The 25,339-nt window shown below is 63.8% G+C and carries 18 protein-coding genes and 1 pseudogene; 13 read left to right on the top strand and 6 right to left on the bottom strand.

Annotated features, from left to right (window positions below):
* The first annotated feature begins 6 nt into the window (after window positions 1–6).
* On the top strand, window positions 7–1,059 hold the full coding sequence (locus FSO04_RS05115) for an L-threonylcarbamoyladenylate synthase (protein WP_154558668.1): 1,053 nt from the start codon (window positions 7–9) through the stop codon (window positions 1,057–1,059).
* A gap of 210 nt (window positions 1,060–1,269) precedes the next feature.
* On the opposite strand, the gene FSO04_RS05110 is transcribed toward FSO04_RS05115, so the two are convergent.
* From FSO04_RS05110 to dacB, 3 genes and pseudogenes are all read right to left on the bottom strand, one after another.
* The gene (locus tag FSO04_RS05110) at window positions 1,270–2,514 is read right to left on the bottom strand and encodes an SGNH/GDSL hydrolase family protein (RefSeq protein WP_154558667.1); all 1,245 of its coding nucleotides are present in this window, start codon (window positions 2,512–2,514) and stop codon (window positions 1,270–1,272) included.
* 94 nt (window positions 2,515–2,608) lie between these two features.
* A pseudogene (locus tag FSO04_RS05105) lies at window positions 2,609–3,560 on the bottom strand (sterol desaturase family protein).
* Between the two features lie 196 nt (window positions 3,561–3,756).
* A complete protein-coding gene (gene dacB / locus FSO04_RS05100; protein ID WP_233464747.1) occupies window positions 3,757–5,421 on the bottom strand; it encodes a D-alanyl-D-alanine carboxypeptidase/D-alanyl-D-alanine endopeptidase in 1,665 nt (554 codons plus the stop codon).
* Between the two features lie 216 nt (window positions 5,422–5,637).
* Here dacB and FSO04_RS05095 point away from each other — a divergent pair, with 216 nt between their 5' ends.
* The 6 genes from FSO04_RS05095 (at window position 5,638) to FSO04_RS05070 (ending at window position 11,437) form a co-directional block, all read left to right on the top strand.
* Complete coding sequence (locus tag FSO04_RS05095; RefSeq protein ID WP_054034404.1) at window positions 5,638–6,300, top strand: response regulator; 663 nt, start codon at window positions 5,638–5,640, stop codon at window positions 6,298–6,300.
* A 4-nt stretch (window positions 6,301–6,304) separates the two neighbouring features.
* The gene (locus tag FSO04_RS05090) at window positions 6,305–7,606 is read left to right on the top strand and encodes an ATP-binding protein (protein WP_154558666.1); all 1,302 of its coding nucleotides are present in this window, start codon (window positions 6,305–6,307) and stop codon (window positions 7,604–7,606) included.
* Window positions 7,607–7,785: 179 nt separating this feature from the next.
* A complete protein-coding gene (locus tag FSO04_RS05085; protein WP_154558665.1) occupies window positions 7,786–9,303 on the top strand; it encodes a DegQ family serine endoprotease in 1,518 nt (505 codons plus the stop codon).
* Window positions 9,304–9,562: 259 nt separating this feature from the next.
* A complete protein-coding gene (locus tag FSO04_RS05080; protein WP_154558664.1) occupies window positions 9,563–10,057 on the top strand; it encodes a carboxypeptidase regulatory-like domain-containing protein in 495 nt (164 codons plus the stop codon).
* A 187-nt stretch (window positions 10,058–10,244) separates the two neighbouring features.
* Complete coding sequence (locus FSO04_RS05075) at window positions 10,245–10,643, top strand: DUF427 domain-containing protein (RefSeq protein WP_154558663.1); 399 nt, start codon at window positions 10,245–10,247, stop codon at window positions 10,641–10,643.
* 32 nt (window positions 10,644–10,675) lie between these two features.
* Window positions 10,676–11,437 carry an SRPBCC family protein gene (locus tag FSO04_RS05070; protein WP_154558662.1) on the top strand — a complete coding sequence of 254 codons (762 nt, stop codon included), beginning with the start codon at window positions 10,676–10,678 and terminating at the stop codon, window positions 11,435–11,437.
* 133 nt (window positions 11,438–11,570) lie between these two features.
* Here the strand turns inward: FSO04_RS05070 and FSO04_RS05065 are convergent, their stop codons facing one another.
* The gene (locus FSO04_RS05065) at window positions 11,571–12,569 is read right to left on the bottom strand and encodes a helix-turn-helix domain-containing protein (protein WP_154558661.1); all 999 of its coding nucleotides are present in this window, start codon (window positions 12,567–12,569) and stop codon (window positions 11,571–11,573) included.
* A gap of 174 nt (window positions 12,570–12,743) precedes the next feature.
* Here FSO04_RS05065 and FSO04_RS05060 point away from each other — a divergent pair, with 174 nt between their 5' ends.
* Window positions 12,744–13,376: a cysteine hydrolase family protein gene (locus FSO04_RS05060; protein ID WP_154558660.1), complete on the top strand. Its 633-nt coding sequence runs from the start codon at window positions 12,744–12,746 to the stop codon at window positions 13,374–13,376.
* A gap of 4 nt (window positions 13,377–13,380) precedes the next feature.
* Here the strand turns inward: FSO04_RS05060 and FSO04_RS05055 are convergent, their stop codons facing one another.
* On the bottom strand, window positions 13,381–14,058 hold the full coding sequence (locus FSO04_RS05055) for a TetR family transcriptional regulator (protein WP_154558712.1): 678 nt from the start codon (window positions 14,056–14,058) through the stop codon (window positions 13,381–13,383).
* A gap of 429 nt (window positions 14,059–14,487) precedes the next feature.
* Here FSO04_RS05055 and FSO04_RS05050 point away from each other — a divergent pair, with 429 nt between their 5' ends.
* The 3 genes from FSO04_RS05050 to FSO04_RS05040 are packed head-to-tail and all read left to right on the top strand — an operon-like array spanning window position 14,488 to window position 20,479.
* Complete coding sequence (locus FSO04_RS05050) at window positions 14,488–15,720, top strand: efflux RND transporter periplasmic adaptor subunit (protein WP_154558659.1); 1,233 nt, start codon at window positions 14,488–14,490, stop codon at window positions 15,718–15,720.
* Window positions 15,721–15,738: 18 nt separating this feature from the next.
* Window positions 15,739–18,960 (top strand): efflux RND transporter permease subunit, encoded by a 3,222-nt coding sequence (locus FSO04_RS05045; protein WP_154558658.1) that lies wholly within the window; start codon window positions 15,739–15,741, stop codon window positions 18,958–18,960.
* Between the two features lies 1 nt (window position 18,961).
* Complete coding sequence (locus tag FSO04_RS05040; protein ID WP_154558657.1) at window positions 18,962–20,479, top strand: efflux transporter outer membrane subunit; 1,518 nt, start codon at window positions 18,962–18,964, stop codon at window positions 20,477–20,479.
* Window positions 20,480–20,713: 234 nt separating this feature from the next.
* On the opposite strand, the gene FSO04_RS05035 is transcribed toward FSO04_RS05040, so the two are convergent.
* The gene (locus FSO04_RS05035) at window positions 20,714–22,123 is read right to left on the bottom strand and encodes a nucleobase:cation symporter-2 family protein (RefSeq protein ID WP_154558656.1); all 1,410 of its coding nucleotides are present in this window, start codon (window positions 22,121–22,123) and stop codon (window positions 20,714–20,716) included.
* A gap of 425 nt (window positions 22,124–22,548) precedes the next feature.
* On the opposite strand from FSO04_RS05035, the gene FSO04_RS05030 reads away from it, so the two are divergent.
* Both FSO04_RS05030 and FSO04_RS05025 read left to right on the top strand, forming a co-directional pair.
* Window positions 22,549–23,994: a xylulokinase gene (locus tag FSO04_RS05030; RefSeq protein ID WP_154558655.1), complete on the top strand. Its 1,446-nt coding sequence runs from the start codon at window positions 22,549–22,551 to the stop codon at window positions 23,992–23,994.
* Between the two features lie 227 nt (window positions 23,995–24,221).
* Window positions 24,222–25,328, top strand: coding sequence for an S-(hydroxymethyl)glutathione dehydrogenase/class III alcohol dehydrogenase (locus FSO04_RS05025; protein WP_063497220.1), 1,107 nt, complete (start codon window positions 24,222–24,224; stop codon window positions 25,326–25,328).
* Window positions 25,329–25,339 lie beyond the last annotated feature (11 nt).

Genomic DNA, 25,339 nt, shown 5'->3' with positions numbered 1-25,339 from the left:
AGCGCCATGCCGGATCAAAGCAAACCTGCCGAAGGGGGCGCCGCAAGCGCCTTGCCTGTGAGCGCCGAGCAGATCGAACACGCTGCCGCGCTGCTCGACGCGGGCGGCCTCGTCGCGTTCCCCACGGAGACGGTCTACGGACTCGGCGGCGACGCTGAAAATCCGGAAGCGGTCGCGCGTATTTACGCGGCGAAGGGCAGGCCGGCGAATCATCCGGTGATCGTGCATCTGGCGCCGCAGGGCGATCCGAACTACTGGGTCGAGCATTTGCCGGCGGAAGCGCAGCGCTTGATCGATGCGTTCTGGCCGGGGCCGCTCACGTTGATCCTGAAGCGTGCCGAGCGGATCAATGCAGCCGTGAGCGGTGGCCAGGACTCAGTGGGTTTGCGCTGCCCGTCACATCCGGTTGCCCAGGCTTTGCTCGAAGCGTTCAGTGCGTTGCGCGGCGGACATGGCGGCGTGGCCGCTCCGTCGGCGAATCGTTTTGGTCATGTGAGCCCGACGACGGCGCAACATGTGCGCGACGAGTTCGGCAGCGCGATTCATGTGTTGGACGGCGGCGCATCTGATGTCGGGATCGAATCGACGATTCTGGATTTGTCGCGCGGATTTCCGGCGCTGTTGAGGCCCGGTCGCGTAACGCCGCAGGATATCGCCGACGTACTCGGCGAGGCGCCACGCCTGCCCGACGGTTCGGATGCAACGGCACCGCGCGCTTCGGGGACGTTGAAGGCGCACTATGCGCCGCGCACGCCGTTGGCCTTGCTGTCTTTTGATGCGTTGCAGATTTTGCTCGCGACGCGCCAGGGCGATGAACGCGTGGCCTTGGTAGCGCGTGCTTCCCGCGCACGGGAGTGGGCTCATGCCGAGGGCGTGCATTTCATTGCCGCGCCTGAAGATCCGCACGTTTATGCGCGCGAGCTGTATGGCCTGCTAAGGGCACTCGATCGCGCGAATGTGAGCCGGATTCTCATCGAGAAGTTGCCGGACACGATCGAGTGGATCGCTGTGAACGATCGACTGGGCAGGGCCGCAGCGGCCTTTGAAGCGCAAGGTTAAGGTTTGATCTTCTTGCCTGTGTGGCCCTAACGTGGCACGTAGCAGGCGAATACACATCGCGCGCCGCTTCGGCGAACAAATCACAGCACGCTAACGCTGCAGGCGCCTGATCCGAAGCGCCGCGCAGGTAATAAAAAACGCCCGGCTTGACCAGCAAGCCGGGCGTTCGCAGAATTCGCATCCTGCTGCCGCTACGCGGCCACCCTCAACTTATTTCCCCAACCCGGTGGCCGCGACCTGCTGCTGAACGAACTGCGCGAACAAAGCGTGCAAGTGCGTGCTCGGATGGACCAGATCCGCGAACATGTAGGTCTGGTCAGCGCCAGCCACCGTGTAAGTCTGCGGTGAGCAGAACAGCGACGAACCGAACTGGGCGCCGTACTGTGCCGGGGTCAGCCCGTTCGTTGCGCTCGGATTGGCGGTGGCGAACGCGGTTGCGTTGGCCACCATCGACGTCAGGTTACACGCCGTACCGGTGTTGGGCACCGTGAAGCCCAGCGCCTGGTAGTTCGGCAACTGCTGATCGATCCACGTGAAAGCATCGGCCACGATGACCTTGCCCGTGCCCAGCAGGCCGAGGGCCGTCAGGCTCTGGACCAGGATGCCGTTATACGCCGCGGTAATCCCCGACAGGAGTGCAGCCGTGCCAGGTGCCGCTGCGTTGGCCTGAACGCCTTGCGGCGTATTGCCGATGTCCGGCACCGTCGACACCACCACGTGGGTCGCACCCGAGTTGACGATGGTCTGGATTTGCGCGGCGAGCTGCGTGGCGGCCGTCGCGATCTGGGGGTTGGCCAGTTGCTGCAGGTAGCCGGCGATGAACTGTACCTGGCCTGCCTGCGAGTTCGGCAGTTTGCCGGCCTGTACGAGCAGCGGGTATTGCGTCTGTAGCGCGGTGCCGAGCGCCGTCAGATTGGCGGCGGTCGAGAACTGGAAGATGTCGTTCGCGCCGCCGTTCACCAGCACGAGCTGGTTCGAGTTGAAGCTCGTATGCGCGCCCAGGTAGTTCGCCACCTGGGTCACCACCGGCACTGTCGTGGCCGCCGCGTTGTTCGGTGCCCAACCTTCGCCTTGGGCGTTGACGACGTCCGAGCCGCCTTGCGCGTAGCCCAATCCGCCCGTCGCAACCAGCGGTTGACCGAAGCCGCCCACATACGCGGCGGTCAACGTGCCGCCGTAGTACTCCGCGACCTTCTGGGTCCACACTTCACCTGGGTTGGTCGTGAAGCGGCCGCCGCCGAAGCTCGACTGAATCACCGGCGCGTACGTGCCGACATCCGACAAGCTGTCGCCAAACGAAACGACCTGCAATTTCACGCCGCCTGCCGGCGTGCTGCTCGAGCTGTTGTTGTTATCGCTGCCGCCGCAAGCCGCGAGCAGCGCAAACGCCGCACTGGCGATGGCGATCTGCGTGACGCGGACGAAATTACGTTGCTTCGATGCTGTTTGTTTCATGTTGACTACATCTCCTCGTATGTGTGGCCCTTATGCCATGTATTGCAGGCAGCGCCCACCGCGTCGGCGGCATGACGACAGCTTACAGAATCTTCTACGGCCTGCGCGGTGCTTGAAACGCGGCTGTATGGTTCTCTTCAATGCCCGTAGCGCCGCCGGATGCCGCGGCACCGGCACTCACGCCCGCGGCGCGGCGCGCGTGATAGGCCGCGGCCCATGCCGGGCGGTGCGAACAGCGCGCGCAACTTGTTGCGCCAGCCTCGCACGCTCACGAAATCGGCGGCCATCGACGCCCATTCATGAAACGTCGCCTTCAGCGGGTTATAGGTGTGAAGCGGTTCGACGATGCCGTACACCGGTGCGTCGTGCGGATCTTCCTCGACATAGCTGCCGAACAGGCGATCCCAGATCACCAGCACGCCGGCATAGTTGCGGTCGATATAGCGGTCGTTGCGTGCGTGATGCACGCGGTGAATCGACGGCGTGTTGAACACGTATTCGAGCCAGCCGAGTTTGCCGATCGCTTGCGTGTGCACGAAGAACTGGAAGCCGAGATTGATCAGCACGATCGCGACGATCTGCTTCGGCGGAAAGCCGAACACGGCGAGCGGAATCCAGAACAACCACATGCCGGCAATCGGATACATCAGGCTCTGGCGGAATGCGGTCGAAAAATTCATCCGCTCCGACGAGTGATGCACGACATGCGCGGCCCACAGCCAGCGCACGCGGTGGCTGCACCGGTGAAACCAGTAATAGAGCAGATCCTGAGCGACGAACAGCACGACGAACGACACCCAGCTCGCCTGCCACGTATAGACGCGATAGTGATCGTAGAAAAATGCGTAGACGGGGATGATCGCGAGCCACGCGAGCTTGTCTGCGGCTTGCTGCATCAGCGCGAGCGCGGCGTTGCAGAACGTGTCGCGCCAGCTATAGAGCTGCGCGCCGGGGCGCGTGCGCCGCAGGTGCCACGCCTCCCAGCCAATGCATGCGAGAAAGACTGGCGCCATGGCTAGCAGCAGCAATTCGGCATCGAATTGCATCGTGTCTTCCTCCGTGGTCCCTGGCCGCTGCGCTTGCCGCAGCGGACGTTGTCGTTATCGTTTGATTGGGCCACGCTTTTCGTAACGGCTGCGTGGCTCGTGCGCTACGCATAACGTTTTACGCGCGCCTCAAACACTGCCCGACAGCGTACACGCTTGGGCGCATTGCGGCGCGTGGGTTCTATAGAAGGAATCCTCAATGGGCACCGCGCTTGTGCGGGTTTTTCCTGGGCTTGCTGCCGCGCGGTTGGGCGACGGAGTCTGAGACCTTCGTGAATCCCTGGGAGGGTCCCTGATACACCCATTCGAGCAAGGCGTCGTGCGCGGCGCGCGCGGCCTCCGAATGCGGGTCGTTGATCAGGCTCACCACCACGTAGCTGTTGCCATCCGACGAGGCCACGTAACCGGCGATCGCACGCACGTCGCGCAGGGTGCCGGTCTTGATGTGCGCGTTGCCGCCCGCGCCCTGGTTGGTCAAGCGGTTGCGCATCGTGCCGTCGACGCCCGCAATCGGCAGCGACTCCACGAACACCTGGGCGACCGGGCTCGCATTGGCCCGCTGCAGCAGATCGGCGAGCGAGAGCGCGGTGACGTGCTCGTCGCGCGACAGACCCGAGCCGTTGTCGAGCGTCAGGTATTGCATGTCGACGCTGTCGCGGCGCAGAAATTCCTCGATGGCGCGCGCCGATTTCGCGGGCGTGGCGGGCGCTTTTTCTTCCGTTGCGCCGATCGTCAGGAACAGGTTGCGCGCCATCGTGTTGTTACTGAACTTGTTGATGTCGCGCACGATGTCGGAGAGCATCGGCCCCTGGTGCGTGGCGACGAGGCGTGCACCGACCGGCACCGGGCCTTCGCGGGTCGCGCCGCTGAACGTGCCGCCGGTTTGCTGCCACAGGGCGAGGAATCCGCCCGCGAAGAACGCGGAGTGATCGAGCACCGCGACGTTGATCGTGCGCGGACCGCAGCGCACCGAGTAATCGCCGTCGAACGACGCCACCACGGTGCCGTTCGGCTGCGGCGTGACGGTGGGCGAGACGGAGGCGGCATCGCCGCGGCACGGGCCGTTGACGGCGTGCATCTGATTGTCGATCTGTAGCTGCGAGAGCGCGGGCAGCACGTCGATGGCGACGCTGCCGTCCGGCGAAGGCGTCAGCGTGAACGACAGCGATTTGAAGGCGTACAGCAGCGGATCGGGGCCGACGTTGTACGGCGCGGTGGTGTCGTCGTCGAACGGCGGCAGATCGCGCGTGGAGGCGTCGAAATAGCGCTTGTCGAGCACCAGCGCGCCGTCGATGCCGTTGATCCCCGACTTGTGGATCTTCTGCACGAGGTCGATCAGTTCTTCGGGCACGAGTTTCGGATCGCCCGTGCCCTGGATGTACAGATTGCCGTGCAGCACGCCGTTGGCGTCGAGCGTGCCGTCCGCGTAGGCGCTCGTGCGCCAGCGATAGTCCGGGCCGAGGATCGACAGGCCGGAGTAGGTGGTGACGAGTTTCATCGTCGAGGCGGGCATCATCGGCTTGCCGGCGTTCAGCGCGAGGATTGGCGTGCGGTCGCCCACTTTCTCGACCACCACGCTGATCGACGACAAAGGCACGTGCGCGCGCTGCAGGCCGAGCATCACCGGCTGCGGCAACACCGTGGTGACGTTGACGCTTGGATGCGTGGCCTTGACGCGCGCCTGTGCAGTGAGCGGCAACGCCGCGCCGCCGCAGCCGAGCGCGGCGCAGGTAAGCAGCAACGCCGCCGAGCGCGGTGCGAACCGGCGAAGCAGAGAGTCTGCAGCAGGAGAAGGCAGCGGACGCAGCACCACACGGCGTGCGAGAGAGTGCAAAAAAGCGGGCAAAAAAGCGTGCGTCATGGACAGGCGAAGAAGCAAGATTTCGGGGCGCGGTGGCGCGCGGCAATCCAGAGGGTGTCGAAGCGTCGCGTGGCGCGCGGAAAACCGCGGCGCGACGCAAAGCGCCCATTGTAGAGACATGCCGCCACGCTGCGGTGAAAAAGCGTCGCGCGGCGCGCACGTCGGGGCTGGGCGCTAGAATGCGGCATCGTCAAATGTTTCAGGACCGTACCAACCATGCGCATATTGCTAGTCGAAGACGACCGGATGATCGCCGAAGGTGTACGCAAGGCGCTACGCGGTGAAGGCTTCGCGGTCGACTGGGTGGAAGACGGCGAAGCGGCGCTCAGCGCTGCGGCCAGCCAACCTTACGATCTGGTGCTGCTCGATCTCGGCCTGCCCAAACGCGACGGGCTCGACGTGCTGCGCACGCTGCGCGCCAAAGGCCAGGCCATTCCGGTGCTGATCGTCACCGCGCGCGACGCAGTTGCCGATCGCGTCAAAGGCCTCGACGCCGGCGCGGACGACTACCTCGTCAAACCTTTCGATCTCGACGAACTCGGCGCCCGCATGCGCGCGCTGATCCGCCGCCAATCGGGCCGCAGCGATTCGACGATTCGCCACGGCAACCTGACGCTCGATCCGGCTTCGCATCAGGTCACGCTCGACGGCGCGCCGGTCGCGTTGTCGGCGCGTGAATTCGCCCTGCTCGAAGCGTTGATCGCACGGCCCGGCGCGGTGCTTTCAAAGAGCCAGCTCGAAGAAAAAATGTACGGCTGGGGCGAGGAAATCGGCAGCAATACGGTCGAGGTCTACATCCACGCTCTGCGCAAGAAGCTCGGCGCGGATCTGATCCGCAACGTGCGCGGTCTTGGCTACATGATCGCGAAGGACGCCTGAGCCGATGCGCTCGATTCGCCGTCAATTGTTGGTCTGGCTGCTGGCGCTGGTGTTGCTCGGCGTCGGCATTGCGGGTTGGCTGATCTACCGGCAAGCGCTTGCCGAAGCCAACGAACTGTTCGATTACCAGTTGGAGCAGATCGCCGCGGCGCTGCCGTCGGAACCGTTCTCCCAGGTGCTCGGTTCGCGTGACACCGGCGACGAAGGCATCGTGCTGCAGATCTGGAATCGCAACGGCGTGCTGATGTACTACTCGCGCCCGCGTGCGCCGCTCGCGCCGCGCGCCGAAATCGGCTTTTCGACCGAGCATACGGAGCGCGGCGACTGGCGCGTGTACGGCGCGATCGTCGGCGATAACGTCGTGCAGCTCGCGCAGCCGGTTTCGGTGCGCAACCGGCTGGCGGCGAATGTCGCGTTGCGGACCCTGTGGCCCTTGATCGTTCTGCTGCCGTTTCTGGGTCTCGCGGTGTGGGTAATCGTCGGGCGCGGGTTGCGGCCGTTGCGGCGCGTGACCAGTGCGCTCGACGCGCGTCACCCGGAGGCGCTCGATCCCTTGCCCGATCAGCGTCTGCCGCTCGAAGTGCAGCCGCTCGTGCGCGCGTTGAACGGCCTGCTCGAACGGCTCGCCACTGCGCTTGATATTCAGAAAGCATTCGTCGCCGATGCCGCGCACGAATTGCGCACGCCGCTTGCCGCCGTGCAGATCCAGTCGCAACTGGTAGCCCGCGCGAAAGACGACGCCGCGCGCAGCGAAGCGCTGGCCGATCTGCAGGCGGGCGTCACGCGCGCCACACGTCTCGCCGAACAATTGCTGGCGCTTGCGCGTTCGGAGCCGGACGGCGTCGCCGCGACGAACGCGATCGATCTGCGCGCGCTGCTGCAGGATTGCGTGGCGGCGTACGCGCCGCTTGCGCAGAATCGCGGCGTCGATCTCGGGATCGAGGCGAGCGAACCCGCCACGGTGACCGGCGACGCCGACGCGCTGCGGGTCATGTTCAACAATCTCGTTGATAACGCAACCAAATACACGCCGCGAGGCGGCCGTGTCGACGTCGGCCTGCATGTCGACGAAGGTCATCCGATGGTGCGGATTGCCGACAGCGGGCCGGGCATCGAGCCGGCCGAACGCGAGCGCGTGTTCGATCGCTTCTACCGGGCCGGCGCCGGCGCGAACCGCGTGCGCACTGATGTGGCGGGCAGCGGCCTCGGCCTCGCGATCGTGCGCCGCATCGCCACGCAACACCATGCGGCGGTGAAGCTCGACGAATCGCCGGCGGGTGGTTTGCAGGTCGAAGTGCACTTCTGAGGGTGAGGCTTTCTGTTCGTAAAGTGGCTCGAACGTGGCTTGAATGTGGCTTAAACGAGGCTTAAACAAGCCTCAAAAATGGGCTTGAAGCGATCTGGCGCTGCTTAAGACTCTTTTAAGCGATGCCACGTACGCTTCATCTCATTCCAAAGCCTCTTTCTCCCAGTCAGGAGTACACGATGAACGCGAAAACCTTGTCCCGCAGCGCTGTTGCAGTGGCTGTCGCCGTGGCGCTCTCCGCCGGCTATGTGGCGGGGCATCGCGACGTGCCCGCGCCGCAGGTGATCACGCCGGCGCAGGCCGCGATGATGCCTGCTGAAGCCGCGGCGAAAACCGGCATCCCCGATTTCTCAGGTCTGGTCGAAACCTACGGCCCGGCCGTGGTCAACATCAGCGCGAAGCACGTGGTCAAGCAGACGGCATTGCGCGGTAACGGCGGTAATGGCGCCAACGGCGGCAACCAGTTGCCGATCGATCCGAGCGACCCCTTCTATCAGTTCTACAAGCACTTCTTCGGCGGCATGCCGGGCATGCAAGGCGGCGACGGCGGCGATGCGTCCGATCAGCCGAGCGCGAGCCTCGGCTCGGGATTCATCGTCAGCAATGACGGCTACATCCTGACCAATGCCCACGTGGTGGACGGCGCGAACGTCGTCACCGTTAAGCTCACCGACAAGCGTGAATTCAGGGCAAAAGTGGTCGGCGCCGACAAGCAGTCCGACGTCGCCGTGCTGAAGATCGATGCGAGCAGTCTGCCGACCGTGAAGATCGGCGATCCGCGTCAGAGCAAGGTCGGCCAGTGGGTGGTCGCGATCGGCTCGCCTTACGGTTTCGACAACACCGTGACCTCGGGCATCATCAGCGCGAAATCGCGCTCGCTGCCGAACGAAAACTACACGCCGTTCATCCAGACCGACGTGCCGGTGAATCCGGGTAACTCGGGCGGCCCGCTGTTCAATCTGCAAGGCGAAGTGATCGGCATCAACTCGATGATCTATTCGCAGACGGGTGGCTTCCAGGGCCTTTCGTTCGCGATCCCGATTAACGAAGCGATCAAGGTCAAGGACGACATCGTCAAGACCGGCCATGTGAGCCGCGGACGTCTCGGCGTCGCGGTGCAGGGCATGAACCAGACGCTGGCCGATTCGTTCGGTATGCAGAAGCCGCAGGGCGCGCTCGTCAGCTCGGTCGATCCGGGCGGCCCGGCCGCCAAGGGTGGGTTGCAACCGGGCGACGTGATTCTGTCGGTGAATGGCGAGCCGGTCGGCGACTCGTCCGATCTGCCGTCGCAGGTCGCGGGTCTGGCGCCGGGCAGTTCGGCCACCGTGCAGGTGTGGCGCGACAAGGCCACCAAAGACCTGAAGGTGACGATCGGTTCACTGTCGGATGCCAAGGTGGCCTCGGACAAGGCCGATCAGCCGACCCAGTTGCAAGGCCGTCTCGGCGTGGCGGTGCGGCCGCTGACGCCGGAAGAGAAGAGCGGCGCGTCGGTGTCGCACGGCCTGCTGGTGCAGCAATCGGGCGGCGCGGCTGAAAGCGCCGGCATCCAGCCGGGCGACGTGATTCTGGCGGTCAATGGCCGGCCGGTCACGAGCGTCGATCAGTTGAAGCAGATGATCGCCGGCGCGGGCAACAGCATCGCATTGCTGATCCAGCGGGATAACGCGCAGATCTTCGTGCCGGTCGATCTCGGCTAAGCGGACATTGATCGCATTGAAGTAATGCTTGCCGGTCCTTGCACTTACTGCGTACGGACCGGCATTTTTTTATCTGTTTCAAAGCCGTGATTCAACGCTGTATCAAAGCTGTAAAGCAGGGCGCTCTGCGCCGCATGGCATGGCGCAGCAGCGGTTTCCATACGACGCGAACTGATGGCGGGCACGCAGGTTGCGTCTTCCTTGATCTGGACCCTCCGAGGGATTCCGGACGACAAGGACCTAAAGAAGGAGCGAACCGATGAAAACCCAACGCAAGCAGCGAAGGATCGTAGCCGCCGCAGTTTGCGCAGCGCTCACGCTCGGTCTGGCGGGCGGCGCTTACGCGCAGGCGAGTGACGTAACGGGCGGCACGACCACCGACGAAAGCAGCGCGGGCAACGCCAACGGTGGCGGCCTGCCGCAAATCCAGCACCAGGGCGACGTCTCGTTCGTGTCGGGCGGCGTCGGTCTCGACGAATCGAAAGCATTGCAGCAGGCGCAAAGCCAGTGGCCGCTGTCGATGCGCTTCACCGGCCCCGGCTCCGATTTTCTCGCCGACATCCACGTGCGGATCGTCGATGCGCACGATGGCAATGTGCTGACCGCCACCTCGCGTGGGCCGTATATGCTCGTCAGGCTGCGCCCGGGCCGCTATACCGTGCATGCGCAGTACAAGGATAACGACCAGACCAAGGCGGTGACGATTCCGGCCAAGGGCACCGCCAAGGCGGCGTTCTACTGGAATACGCAATAAGCGGCTCGCCTCTCTGAGCGGCGCCGGGCGAGACGCCCCAGCGGCATTCAGGAAGGCCGCGCAATCGGCTTAACTTTGGCCGATAATGAAGCCACGGGTGCACCCCGTGGCTTTTTTGTTGCACGACCGCATACCGAGTTGCACCCCGAGTTGCATCCCGGGTTACATCCCATCACGGAGCCGAGACATGAGCGATGCCTTGACACCTCACGGAAGCCCCGGCGCCGGCGCGAGCACGGGCGGGCACACCATCGCCATCAGCGGCAACAACCATCGGGTGCGGGTGATCCACGGCGGCGTGACGATGGCCGATACCCAGGCCGGCTTGACGCTCACCGAAACCGGCCTGCCGGACGTGTTCTATTTTCCGCGCGGCGACGTCAACATGGCACGCCTCGAACGCTCCACCCATACTTCGCACTGCCCGTTCAAGGGCGAAGCCTCGTACTATCATTTGCGCACCGAAGACGGTCTGATCGAAAACGCCGTCTGGAGCTATGAGACGCCGCTTGAACCGGCGCTAAAGATAAAAGGGTATCTCGCGTTTTACGCATCGCGCGTCGACCGCATCGATCAGACGTCCTGACCGGCTGTCGCGCGTTCATCGGGGAGGCTGCCATGGAACTGAACGACGCGTTACGGATTCCGCTTGCGCCGTCCGACGTTTGGGACGCGTTGCAGGACCTCGCCTTGTTGCGTGCCAGCCTCGACAACTGCGAGTCGTTCACACGGCTCGGCGACGGCGAATATGCACTGACCATGACCGTGCCGCTCGGGCCGCTGCGCGCGCGTTACGAAGCGCGTGCCCATGTCGCCGGCCAGGATTCCGGACCGGCGGACGCGCAGCGCCGCACCATCAACTTCAAGGCGCGCGCCGAGGGCATCGGCTCGTTGCGCGGCCAGATCGAAGTGAGGTTGCGCGCGGACGATGGCTCGCATGGCGTCGGCAGGGAGCGGGGCACGCGGATCGATTACACGATCTGGGCGACCTCGTCCGGGCCGCTCGCCGAACTGCCCACGCGCCAGCTCGAAAACGCGTTGCATCAACTGGCCGACGATTTTTTCGACGAGTTCGGCGCGGTCGTTCGAGCCAAGCATGGGCAAGGGCCGAACCGTGCACGCGGTTCGGCGGCGCGTCGGCAGCACGTGTTTCTGCGGCCGATCACGCTTGGCGGGATTGCCCGGCGCACGCGCGTGGATCATGGCAATGCGCTGACCGGGCGGGCGGCGAGCGCATCGCATGGGGCGGCCCACGGTGTGTCGCATGGAGTCTCGCATCGCGAACCCAATCCGCATGTCGTGCCGAACTGGGCGTGGGCGGTCATGATTTTTCTGGTGGCGCTGCTGTTGTATGTGGCGCGCTGGATTAGCGAGCAGTGACGGCGTGGCTTGGCGCACCGCTGTCGTGCCAGCGCGACTACGAAATCCTGGTGGGCGACTACGAAACACCGTCGACCACACGGCATTTGCGGTCCTTGAATGCGCTATCCTCTTTTGCCGGTCTCACCCGCGCTCACACGCCGCGGAACTCCCGCCTCCACGCGGATGGCGAGGTGCGGAACGCCTCCGCGAAATGTTGCCGTAGCGAGGCGGTCGAGCCGAATCCCGCAATCCCCGCGATCGCTTCCACGGACTCATCCGTGCTTTCCAACAGTTGCTGCGCACGGCCGAGCCGCTGCGTCAGCAGCCATGCGCCGACGGTCGTGCCGGTGGCGAGCCGGAAGCGTCGCGTAAACGTGCGGCGGCTCATCAACGCGCGTTCGGCGAGCGTGTCGAGCGTATGCGGCGCATCCAGATTCCCGCTTACCCAATCGAGCAGACAGGACAGGCGGTCGCCGCGCACGTTCGGCGCGACCGGTTGCTGAATGTATTGCGCCTGGCCACCCTGCCGATGCGGCGGCACCACCAGTCGTCGCGCGACATAGTTCGCCGCCTGCGCGCCGCTCATCTTGCGCAGGACATGCAGGCAGCAGTCGAGACCGGCAGCGGTGCCGGCCGAAGTCAGTACGTTGCCGTCGTCGACATAGAGCACGTCGGGATCGAGCCGCACGCGCGGATAGCGGCGAGCGAAATCGTCCGCCCACGCCCAGTGGGTCGACGCCGGCCGGTCGTCGAGAATGCCTGCGGCGGCCAGCACGAACGCGCCAAGACACAGCCCGACCAACTGGGCGCCGCGTGCATGGGCGGCGCGCAGTGCGTCGAGCAGGGCGGCGGGCGGCGTCTCGTCCGGATCGCGCCAGCTCGGCACGATGATCGTATCCGCGTCGGCGAGTGCTTCGAGCCCATGTGTGACCGCGATCGAGAAGCCGGCGGTGGTGGTCAGGGCGCAGCGCTCGGCAGCGCAGACGCGAAAGTCGAAATCGGGCAAGCCACCGTTGCTGCGGTCCTCGCCGAACACCACGCACGGTACCGAAAGATGGAACGGGCTGATGCCGTCGAACGCGACGACCGCGACGACATGGCGGGGCGCGACGTCGCGCCCGGCGGTAGAGGAGGTGGATGTAGCCGTCATTCGCAATCGCCCCGTGACATTTAACGATGGCCCGATTCTAGCGAAGATTGTCATTCGGGTCGCTATCGGGGACATGGCGGCTGACGAACAATGCTTCATCGCCGCTGCCTGCAGAACGCCCATCCCGGGTCGCGCAGCGCGAGCCCTAACTGCTCAACTGACAGGAGTCTTGCTATGACCGCACCCCGCCGCGCGCTGATCGTCATCGATGTGCAGAACGAATACGTTACCGGCGATCTGCCGATCGAATACCCGGATGTGCAAACCTCGCTCGCCAACATCGGCCGGGCGATGGATGCGGCTCGTGCCGCCGGTGTGCCGGTGGTGGTCGTGCAACATCTCGCGCCGGCCGGCTCGCCGGTGTTCGCGCGCGGCAGCGAAAGCGCCGAGCTGCATCCGGTGGTGGGTGCGCGGGCACACGATCACTACATTGAGAAGTCGCGGGCGAGCGCCTTTACCGGTACTGATCTCGCCGACTGGCTGGCCGCGCAGCAGATCGACACGCTGACGGTCGTCGGTTACATGACGCACAACTGCGACGCGTCGACGATCAACCACGCATACCATGCGGGGTTTGCCGTCGAATTTCTGCACGACGCAGCCGGCTCGCTGCCCTATGAGAACAGCGCGGGCTTTGCGAGCGCGCAGGAGATTCACCGGGTCTTCAGCGTGGTCCTACAGTCGAACTTCGCGGCGGTGGCGAGTACGGAGCAGTGGATCGCCACGGTGCAGGGTGAGGCGCCGCTCGAACGCGGCGATATCTACACGTCGAATCAGAAGGCGCGGGCGCGCCGGGTCGCGGCGTAAGTATCTAGCTAGTCTGACCGGGTAACCGGGCGGCGGCTGCCGTCCGATTCCCGATGCGCAGCGCCGGACTCAGCCGTAGCGCATCGAACATCCCGGCGACCATTTGCTCCGCATGCTTGCTGAAATCGGTCGCCGCCTGCAAAAACAGCATGTCGCGCAGCGAGCCGCTGATGAACGCATGCACCATCGTCGCCGCGATTCTGGTGTCGAGATCGGCCGGCAATTGCCCTTTGGAGATCGCATTGCGCAGACCGCCCTCGATCTTCAACAGCCCTTCGCGCATGTTGGTCTGATAACGGATCATCACCGGACCCATCTCTTCGACGAACTCGCACTTCAGAAAGAGGATGTCGAACACCCGCCGGCGGCGCGGGTCGTTGGCGGTATCGCGCAGGCAGACCGTGCAGATTTCCGTCAGGCGCCCGAGCGGGTCGGGTTCATTGGGGTCTTGCGAGGCGGCCTTGAGTTCGTCCAGCGGCAGCAGCACGCGGTCGAACATTTCGGTAAACAGATCGCCTTTGTGCGCGAAATGCCAATAGATTGCGCCGCGCGTCACGCCGGCGGCCTGCGCGATGTCGGCGAGCGACGTGCGCGATACACCCTTCTCGAAGAAAACCCGTTCGGCCGCGTCGAGAATGCTGTTGCGCGTCTCCTGTGCCTCTTCCTTGGTTCTTCTGACCATATTGTGGTGACCTGCCCTGATTGTGGGGTTTTCCCGGGCGCTTTTAAGTACGCTCGATGACAATCTGTCTGCCGTTAAGCAATTTACGAAGCGATCTTGCAGGCCCCCCGCCTGCAAAGAACTAAACGCACTTTTACATGCATTCGTGGATGTATATATAATAGCATCCCACGATCGGATAGCCCAAGCCGTGACGACCGGTTAATATCCGTCACTGTTGCCTTTCAAAACGCTCTTGCGCCGTGCCCCGACGGGCGGCGCCGTGCGGCATTTCCCCGGTATGGCGCATTTTGCTCAGGATGCCCCTGCAGGTGCGGTTTGCATCCACGGGCTTCCGGTCACGCGTCGCAAGACGCATGTGTGCGCTGTCGTCCCCGGGGTAGGGATGCGCGCACTTTTTCATTCTCAGTCTTTGACAGAGGTCGCTCCATGCGCGTCGAACGGGTTCCATTCCGCTTAATCAGTGCCGCGACGGCTGCCGTATTGCTGGCAGCGTGCGGACCAAAACAATCTGCCCCGCCGCAACAAACGCCCGAAGTGGGTGTCGTCACCGTCCAGCCGACGGCTGTGCCCGTCGTCACCGAATTGCCCGGCCGCACCAGTGCCTTCCTCGTCGCGCAAGTGCGTGCACGGGTCGACGGCATCGTGCTGCGCCGCGAATTCACGGAAGGCGGCGAGGTCAAGGCTGGTCAGCGTCTGTACAAGATCGATCCGGCGCCCTACATCGCGACGTTGAACAACGCGAAGGCAACGCTGGCGAAGGCCCAGGCCAATCTCGTCTCGACCACCGCGCAAGCCAACCGCTTCAAGGTGCTGGTGGCCGCCAATGCGGTCAGCAAGCAGGACTACGACAACGCGGTGGCCTCTGCAGGCCAGGCCGCAGCTGACGTGGCCGCCGGCAAGGCAGCGGTCGACACAGCGCAGATCAACCTCGGCTATACCGACGTGACCTCGCCGGTGACCGGCCAGATCGGCGTGTCGCAAGTCACGCCGGGCGCGTATGTGCAGGCGAGCGCCGCCACGCTGCTGGCAACGGTCCAGCAACTCGACCCGGTCTATGTGGACCTGACGCAATCCAGCCTCGACGGCCTGAAGCTGCGCCGCGAAGTGCAGGAAGGGCGCCTGAAGACGAGTGGCCCGGACGCTGCCAAGGTCTCGCTGATTCTCGAAGACGGCCGCACCTATTCGGAAAAGGGCAAGCTGCAGTTCACCGACGTGACGGTCGACCAGACCACCGGCTCGGTGACCGTGCGCGCGATCTTCAAGAACGCGGACAAGGTGCTGCTGCCGGGCATGTTCGTGCGCGCGAAGATCGAGGAAGGCATCAACGACAGCGCGCTCGTCGTGCCGCAAGTCGGCATCACGCATGACCAGAAGGGTCAGCCGACCGCGCTGGTGGTCGGCGACGACAACAAGGTCGCGTTGCGTCAGCTCGTCACTGCGGGCACGTACGGTTCGAACTGGGTGGTGGAAAGCGGCCTGAAGGCCGGCGACCGCGTGATTGTCCAGGGCACCGACAAGGTCCGCCCGGGCGCACAGGTCAAGGCCGTTGCCGCGCAACTTCCCGCCACACCCGCTTCCGACGCATCCGCTCAGGGTGCGCCGGCCGCCAGCGGTGCGACGCAGACGGCTAAACCCGCTTCTGCTGCATCGGGCGCGTAATAACAGGGAGCCCGCCTCATGGCAAAGTTCTTTATTGATCGCCCGATTTTTGCATGGGTGATCGCCATTATTCTGATGCTCGCGGGTATCGCGTCGGTCTTTACGTTGCCGATCGCGCAATACCCGACCATCGCGCCGCCGGCCGTGCAGATCAGCGCAACGTACCCGGGCGCATCGGCGAAGACGGTGGAAAACACCGTCACGCAGGTGATCGAGCAACAGATGAGTGGTCTCGACCACTTGCTGTATCTGTCGTCCACGTCGGACGACTCGGGTACGGCAACCATCACGCTGACGTTCGCAGCCGGCACCAATCCTGACATCGCGCAGGTGCAGGTGCAGAACAAGCTGCAGCTCGCCACGCCGCTGTTGCCGCAAGCCGTGCAGCAGTTGGGTACCAAGGTCACGAAGTCGAGCAGCAGCTTCTTGCTGGTGATGGCGTTCGTGTCCGAAGACGGCAGCATGAACAAGTACGACCTGGCGAACTACGTCGCGTCGAACGTCCAGGATCCGGTCAGCCGGATCGACGGTGTGGGCACGGTGACGCTGTTCGGCTCGCAGTATGCGATGCGGATCTGGCTGGATGCGAACAAGCTGACCAACTTCGGCCTTACGCCGGTAGACGTGCAGACGGCATTGCAAGCGCAGAACGTGCAGGTCGCGGGCGGTTCGCTCGGCGGCACGCCGTCGGTGCCGGGCCAGGTGCTGCAGGCCACCATCACGGAAGCCACGCTGCTCAATACGCCTGAACAGTTCGGCAACGTGCTGCTGAAGGTGAACACGGACGGCTCGCAAGTCCGTATCAAGGACGTGGGCCACATCGAGCTCGGCGGCGAAAACTACAACTTCGACACCAAGTACAACGGTGCGCCGACGGCAGGCTTCGGTATTCAGCTCGCCACCGGCGCGAACGCGCTGGCTACGGCCAAGGCAGTGCGCGCGAAGGTCGCCGAACTGTCGAAGTACTTCCCGCACGGCCTCGTCGTGCAATATCCATACGACACCACGCCGTTCGTGCGTCTGTCGATCGAAGAAGTGGTCAAGACGCTGCTCGAAGGTATCGTGCTGGTGTTCCTGGTCATGTACCTGTTCCTGCAGAACCTGCGCGCCACGCTGATCCCGACGATCGCCGTGCCGGTGGTGCTGCTGGGCACGTTCGCGATCATGGGTATCGTGGGCTTCTCGATCAACACGCTGTCCATGTTCGGGCTCGTGCTGGCGATCGGCTTGCTGGTGGACGATGCGATCGTGGTGGTGGAAAACGTCGAGCGGGTGATGCAGGAGGAGGGGTTATCGCCTCGAGATGCGACCCGCAAGGCGATGGACCAGATTACCGGCGCGCTGGTCGGCGTGGCGCTCGTGCTGTCGGCGGTGTTCGTGCCGGTGGCGTTCTCGGGCGGTTCGGTCGGGGCTATTTACCGGCAGTTCTCGTTGACGATCGTGGCGGCGATGGTGCTGTCCGTGCTGGTCGCGTTGATTCTGACGCCGGCGCTGTGCGCGACGATCTTGAAGCCGATCGAAAAGGGCCATCAGGAAAAAACCACCGGTTTCTTCGGCTGGTTCAACCGCACGTTCAACAAGAGCCGCGACAAGTATCACTCGGGCGTTCACCACGTGATCAAGCGCTCGGGCCGTTGGCTGATCATCTACATGGTGGTGATCTTCGCGGTTGGCCTGCTGTTCGTGAAGTTGCCGAAGTCGTTCCTGCCTGACGAAGACCAGGGCACGATGTTCGTGCTGGTGCAAACGCCGTCCGGCTCGACGCAGGAAACCACTGCGCATGCGCTGAAGGACGTTTCCGACTACCTGCTCAACACCGAGAAGAGCATCGTCGAATCGACCTTCACGGTGAACGGCTTCAGCTTCGCCGGCCGCGGTCAGAACGCGGGTCTCGTGTTCGTGCGGATGAAGGACTACGCGGTGCGTCAGCACTCGGATCAGAAGGTGCAGGCGCTGGTTGGCCGCCTCTTCATGCACTTCTCGGGCTACAAGAACGCGCTGGTGTATCCGGTGAATCCGCCGTCGATTCCTGAACTCGGCACGGCTGCCGGCTTCGACTTCGAGTTGCAGGATCGCGCCGGTATCGGCCACGAGAAGCTGATGCAGGCTCGCAACATGCTGTTGGGCATGGCCGCGAAAGATCCGACGCTGGCTCAGGTGCGCCCGAACGGCCTGAACGATACGCCGCAGTTCACGGTGAACATCGACCACGAGAAGGCTGCTGCGCTCGGCGTGTCGCTGTCGGTGATCGACCAGACGTTCTCGATCGCATGGGCGTCGCAGTACGTGAACAACTTCCTCGATACCGACGGCCGGATCAAGAAGGTGTATCTGCAAGGCGACGCACCGTTCCGGATGAAACCGGAAGACCTGAACGCCTGGTACGTGCGCAATACGGTCGGCACCATGGTGCCGTTCTCATCGTTCGCGAGCGGTACGTGGTCCTATGGTTCGCCGAAGCTCGAGCGCTACAACGGTATCTCGGCGGTGGAAATCCAGGGCGCGGCTGCACCGGGCAAGTCGACCGGTCAGGCCATGACGGCCATGGAAGCACTCGTGGCGAAGCTGCCGGCGGGTATCGGCTACGAATGGACGGGCTTGTCGTTGCAGGAACGCCAGTCCGGTTCGCAGGCGCCGATTCTGTACGGCATCTCGATCCTGGTTGTGTTCCTGTGTCTCGCGGCGCTGTATGAAAGCTGGTCGATCCCGTTCTCGGTGATCATGGTGGTGCCGCTCGGCGTGATCGGCGCACTGCTGGCCGCTACGCTGCGCGGGCTCGAGAACGACGTGTTCTTCCAGGTGGGTCTGTTGACCACGGTGGGGCTGTCGGCGAAGAACGCGATTCTGATCGTGGAATTCGCCCGCGAGTTGCAGCAGGGTGAAGGCATGGGGCCGATCGAGGCCGCGCTGGAAGCAGCGCGTCTGCGGTTGCGTCCGATTCTGATGACCTCGCTCGCGTTCATTCTCGGCGTGATGCCGCTCGCGATCAGTAACGGCGCGGGCTCGGCCAGCCAGCACGCAATCGGTACGGGCGTGATCGGCGGGATGTTGACGGCGACCTTCCTCGCGATTTTCATGATCCCGATGTTCTTCGTCGTGATCCGCGCGAAGTTCGGCGGCGAGAAGGAAGACCCGGATGACGCGCTCGCACACTACAACCAGCACCATCCGCATGATCCGCAAGGTGGCGGGTCGGCTGGCGGGTCGACTGATCAAGGCTCGGGCAAGGACGGACATTGAGATGCAAAAACACTCTTTGATTGCAGTGGCGGTTGCGCTGTTCGCCGCGGGTTGCACGATGGCGCCGAAGTACCATCGCCCGGATGAGCCCGTGACGGCGACCTTCCCGACAGGCGGCGTGTACGACACGCAGCCGGGCGCGGCGAGTGCCTCGCGGACCGCGAACGGCCAGGCGGCCGCCGACATCGGCTGGCGTGATTTCTTCGCCGATGCGCGTTTGCAGCGGCTGATCGAAATCGCGCTGAAGAACAACCGCGATCTGCGCGTGTCGGTGCTGAATATCCAGGCATCGCAGGCGCAGTACCAGATCACTCGCGCGGCGCTGTTCCCGACGCTGAACGCTGCGGCTTCGCAAAGCAAACAGCGCACGCCGAAAGATCTGACGTCCACTGGTCTGACGATCAGCAACACCTACTCGGTGGGTCTGAACGCTTCCTGGGAAATCGACTTCTTCGGGCGGATTCAAAGCCTGAAGGATCAAGCGTTGGCTCAATACCTGGCCACCGCTCAGGCGCGCAAGGCTGCGGAAATCGCGCTGGTCTCGCAGGTGGCGAATCAGTACATGACGGTGCTCGAGGTGGACGATCTGCTGAAGGTCACGCAGAACACGCTGAAGACCGCGCAGGAGTCGTACCGGATCGCCAAGCTGCAGTTCGACAACGGCACGGGTTCGGAACTGGACCTGCGGCAGTCAGAAACGGTGGTCGACCAGGCGCAGGCAAACCTGCAGTCGCAGGCGCGTCTGCGGGCTCAGGCGGACAACGCGCTCGTGCTGCTGGTCGGCGAGCCGTTGCCGGACGATCTGCCGCCGGGCATGACGCTGGACAATCAGAACCTCCTGACGGATGTTCCGGCGGGCCTGCCGTCCGATCTGCTGACACGTCGTCCGGACATCATGGAGGCCGAGGAGAATCTGCTCGCGGCCAACGCGAACATCGGCGCGGCGCGCGCAGCGTTCTTCCCGAAGGTCTCGCTGACCGGCAGTTTCGGCACGCTGAGCCCGACGCTCGGCGGTCTGTTCAAGCCGGGTTCGGCGGCGTGGAGCTTCGCGCCGTCGATCACGTTGCCGATCTTCGAGGGCGGCGCGAACAAGGCCAATCTCGACCTCGCCACCGTGCAGAAGAACATCCAGATCGCAACGTATGAGAAGGCGATCCAGACGGCGTTCCGCGAAGTGGCGGACGGACTGGCGGCACGCGGCACGTACGATCAGCAGATCCAGGCGCTGGAGCGCAATACCTTTGCCGAGCAGCGCCGGCTGGATCTGTCGGACCTGCGTTATAGGAACGGTGTCGACAGCTATCTGTCGGTGCTGACCGCACAGAACGATCTGTATATATCGCAGCAGTTGCTGGTGACCGCGCGCATGCAGCGTCTGCAGAACCTGGTCACGCTGTACCAGGCACTCGGCGGCGGCTGGATCGAACGGGCCGGCGAGCAGCCGCGTCCGGCCGATGCACCGGTCGATTACGGTGCGGCAAGTGCGCCGGTGGCGGCTTCGGCGGCGACTGCGGGTTGAGTCTTGTAGTAGCAGGCGCGTAGGGCAGGTTTCGGTTTTATCAGGAATGCCGTCCTGCGCAACTGGTAATAAAAAAGACGCCACGGCATGCCGTGGCGTTTTTGTTGGCGCTGAGATCAACTCAGCTCGGATCACAATCCAACTCGGATCAACCCAACTCGGATCGACCCGGCTCAACCCATCACTCACGCTCAGCGCGATCTCTCTCGCGCAGCGTTGCCTGCGGCCCGACGCTCAGTGCAAATCCGCCGCACGCAGCATCTCGTCGCGTGGCGATTCATTACCGCCGCGTCCGTCGAAATCATGTCCGGCCTTGCGAATCTCGCACTGCGCCTTCTTCTCGCTCTTCACGCCGTTGAAGATCAGGTTCAGCACGACCGCCGACACCGACGCCAGCAAGATCCCGCTATGCAACAGCGGCGACAGCGCCGGCGGCAGCTTCGAGAAAAATTGCGGCGACACCACCGGCACCAGGCCCATGCCGATGCTCACCGCGACGATGAACAGGTTGTGATGGTTCTTCACGAAGTCGACCTTGGCCAGCACCTTGATGCCGTTTGCCGCGACCATGCCGAACATCACGATCCCCGCACCGCCAAGCACGAAGGCCGGCACGGAAGCCACCACTTGCGCCATCTTCGGGAACAGGCCCAGCAGCACCAGGATCACGCCGCCCATCGCGCAGACAAAGCGGCTCTTCACACCCGTCACGCCGATCAGGCCGACGTTCTGCGAGAACGAGGTATGCGGGAACGAGTTGAAGATGCCGCCGATCAGCGTGCCCAGACCGTCGACGCGTAGACCGCGCACCAGCGTCTTCTGATCCACCGGACGATCGACCATGTCGCCGACCGCGAGGAACATGCCAGTCGATTCGATGAAGGTGACGAACATCACGGTGACCATCGTCGCAATCGCGAGCGGATCGAAATGCGGCAGGCCGAAGTGGAACGGCATCACGATGCCGACCCACGGTGCGTGCGTGACGCCGTCCATGTTCACGCGGCCAAGCACCAGCGCGATGAGGAAACCCGCAACGATGCCGAGCAGCACCGAGATATTGGCGAGGAAGCCCTTGGCAAATTTGTTGATCAGCAGGATCAGCATCAACACGAGGAGCGACAGGCCGAGATAGACCGGATTGCCGTAGTCAGGGTTGCCGACACCACCGGCTGCCCAGTTGATGCCCACTTCCATCAGCGAGAGGCCGATCACCGAGATCACCACGCCGATCACCACCGGCGGGAAAAAGCGCAGCAGCTTGCCGACCGCCGGTGCGAGAAGAATGCCGATGACACCGGCCGCGATCGTCGAGCCGAAGATGTCGAGAATGCCGAGCGAAGGGTTGGTGCCGATCGCGACCATCGGACCGACAGCCGCGAACGTGCAGCCCATGATGACCGGCAGACGGATGCCGAAGATCCACAGACCGAGGGTCTGAATCAGCGTGGCGATGCCGCAGGAAAACAGGTCGGCGCTAATCAGGAACGCGATCTGGTCTTTCGGCAATTTCAGTGCCGCGCCTACGATCAGCGGCACCGCAACTGCGCCTGCGTACATCACCAAAACGTGCTGAATGCCGAGCGTCAGCAACTGGCCCGCGGGCAGTCGCTCGTCGCACGGGTGAACCGTGTTCGATTGCATTTTGTCTCTCTCCACCATCTCGTTTTGGGATGGCTCCAAGGTATGCGGAACGAAAAGCTGCAACAAGACCACTGGGGCCTATTCCGGCATTCCCGGTGACGATATGGATGAGGCCTGTTTGAAAGGCAAAAGAAATGCGTGCGCCGCACAAATCCGCCGGAAGCCCCTTGCAGCGGCGATGGGCGCTCACGCGCCGCGCGCGCCCGTCCTAACGGGATATGTGTGAGAATCAATGAGGTGTATCTCGCTCGACGCATAGTGCTGTTTTCGTGCGGCTCGCGGCGTGGCGGGGTTAACCCGCGATTCCGGGTTTTCAGCGTGCATTCGGGCGCGCTTCCGAAGCCGCGCAGCGGTGACGGAAAATACGCCGTTCCAGGCACCTTTCGCTTGCTTGTCCCTAAGCTCAAATTGACGTCCTATCGCCCATGAGTTTTCTTGGCATCGACCTCGGCACCGGCTCCCTGAAAGTCGCAATCGTCGACGAAAACGGCCGCGAGCAGGCAGCGGCGAGTGTCGCGTATGCCCTCGAAACACCGCATCCCGGATGGGCCGAAATCTCGGTGCAAACCTGGTGGCGCGCGCTATGCGAAGCGGCGAGGCGTTTGCCTGCCGGGTTGCGTCGCGACGTGCATGCAATCGGTTTCTCCGGACAGATGCACGGTGTCGTGTTGATCGACGCCGATGGCGAAGCCGTGCGTCCGGCGATGCTCTGGCCCGACACGCGCGCGTTGGGTCTGCTCGATCAATGGCCCGAGCCGCAGCCGAATCCTGTTGCGCCAGGCATGGCCGGTCCTTTGCTGCGCTGGATCGTCCAGAACGAACCGCAGTCCGCGCGCAAGACGCGATGGGCGCTGCAACCTAAGGATTGGTTGCGCGTCGCGTTGGGCGGCGCGGTCGCAACCGATCCCTCCGACGCCTGCGCGACCGCGCTTGCCGATCCCGCTGGCGTGTGGGATCAGGCGCTGCTCGAGCGGCTCGAATTGCCGCATGAATGGTTTGCGCCGCTTGCGCCTTCCTATGCGGCGGGCGGCATTTTGTCGCGGGAGGCCGCGCAGGAACTGGGTCTGCGCGCCGGCATCGTGCTCGCGATCGGTGCCGCCGATACGCCATGCGCGGCGCTTGGCAGCGGCCTCGCGAGCGATGGCGACGCGTTGCTCACCACCGGCACGGGTGGACAAATCGTCGTACTCGCCGAGCACGCGCCGCAAGCGGTAAAAGGCCTGCATCGCTATCGGGCCGCGAGCGATCACTGGTATCGGATGGCGGCGATGCAAAACGTCGGCGTCGCGCTCGAACGCGTGCGGGGTTGGTTGTCGTATGAATGGGTTGATGCTTATCGTGATGCATTCGGTGATACAACAGCCGCTATCTCAAGCGCCGCAGCAGGCCTGACTTTCCTGCCCTACCTCACCGGCGAGCGCACCCCGTGGCTCAACCCTGCCGCGCGTGGCGGCTGGCTTGGCCTCGCGCTCGACCACTCGCGCGGCACGATGATGCGCGCCGCATTCGAAGGCGTCGCGTTCTCGCTGCGTGCCGGCCTTGACGCGATCCGCGCGAGCGGCGCGACGGTGACGACCTTGAAGCTCGCGGGCGGCGGTTCCGTCGATGCGCGCTGGCGGCAGTTGCTCGCCGACGCGTTAAACGTCGAACTCCATGCCGTCGACTGCCCCAACGCAGCGCCGCGTGGCGCGGCTATCCTCGGCGGATTGGCGAGCGGGCATTGGCACGCAAGCGACCTCGCCGCGCTTGCGCCAGGCGCGACGCGTGTTGCCGGGCCGCAAGGCGATGCGGCGCTCGCCGAACGTTATGCGCGCTTTCTCGATCTGTATGGCCGCGTCGAATCATGGTTCGGCAAAACCCCGCTTCGCTGAACAACGCGATGTCAGCTACAGACAATGCCGCGACGTACTTTGCAATACCATGACGGCTTTCGCACGCTAAGGTATAGGCCGGCGCTTGATGCCGGGCGGCGACGACACTGTCCGTCCCCAGTCCGGCACACGAATTAACTGCGGAACCGCGAACCGCGACACCGGCACGCCGCGCGATATCTCACCGCGACGGGCCAGGCATTCACCGACTCACAGGAGCATTCACGATGAAAACCAAAGCAGCTATCGCATGGAAAGCCGGCGCCCCGTTGACGATCGAAGAAGTGGATCTGGAAGGGCCGCGCGCCGGTGAAGTCCTGATTGAAGTGAAAGCGACGGGTATCTGCCACACCGACTACTACACGCTCTCGGGCGCGGATCCTGAAGGCATCTTCCCGGCGATTCTCGGTCACGAAGGTGCGGGTGTGATCGTCGATGTGGGTCCGGGTGTCGGCACGTTGAAGAAGGGCGACCACGTCATTCCGCTTTACACCCCGGAATGCCGTCAGTGCAAATTCTGTCTGTCGCGCAAGACCAATCTTTGTCAGGCGATCCGTTCGACGCAAGGCCGCGGCCTGATGCCCGATGCCACGTCGCGCTTCTCGCTGGACGGCAAGCCGCTGTTTCACTACATGGGCACGTCCACGTTTTCGAACTACATCGTCGTGCCGGAAATCGCGGTCGCGAAGGTGCGTGAAGACGCGCCGTTCGACAAGATCTGCTACATCGGCTGCGGCGTGACGACGGGCGTCGGCGCTGTGGTGTATTCGGCGAAGGTCGAAGCGGGCGCGAACGTGGTGGTGTTTGGCCTGGGCGGCATCGGCCTGAATGTGATCCAGGGTGCGAAGATGGTCGGCGCGGACAAGATCATCGGCGTCGATATCAACCCGGGCCGCATTGAGTTGGCGAAGAAATTCGGCATGACACACTTCATCAACCCGAACGAAGTCGAGAACGTGGTCGACCATATCGTGCAACTCACGGACGGCGGCGCGGACTATTCGTTCGAATGCATCGGCAACACCAAGGTGATGCGTCAGGCGCTGGAGTGCACGCACAAGGGCTGGGGTCAGTCATTCATTATCGGCGTGGCGGCGGCGGGTGAAGAGATCAGCACACGCCCGTTCCAACTGGTGACAGGCCGCGAGTGGAAGGGCTCGGCATTCGGTGGCGCACGCGGCCGCACGGATGTGCCGAAGATCGTCGACTGGTACATGGAAGGCAAGATCAACATCGACGACCTGATCACGCATCGTCTGCCGCTCGAGCGCATCAACGAGGGCTTCGACCTGATGAAGAAGGGCGAGTCGATCCGCTCGGTCGTGCTGTACTAATGCGTCACCGA

This window comes from Paraburkholderia madseniana (assembly GCF_009690905.1).
GTDB lineage: Bacteria > Pseudomonadota > Gammaproteobacteria > Burkholderiales > Burkholderiaceae > Paraburkholderia > Paraburkholderia madseniana.
Note: the sequence above shows the minus strand (reverse complement) of the source record. Positions and strands in the feature narration are given on the sequence as shown.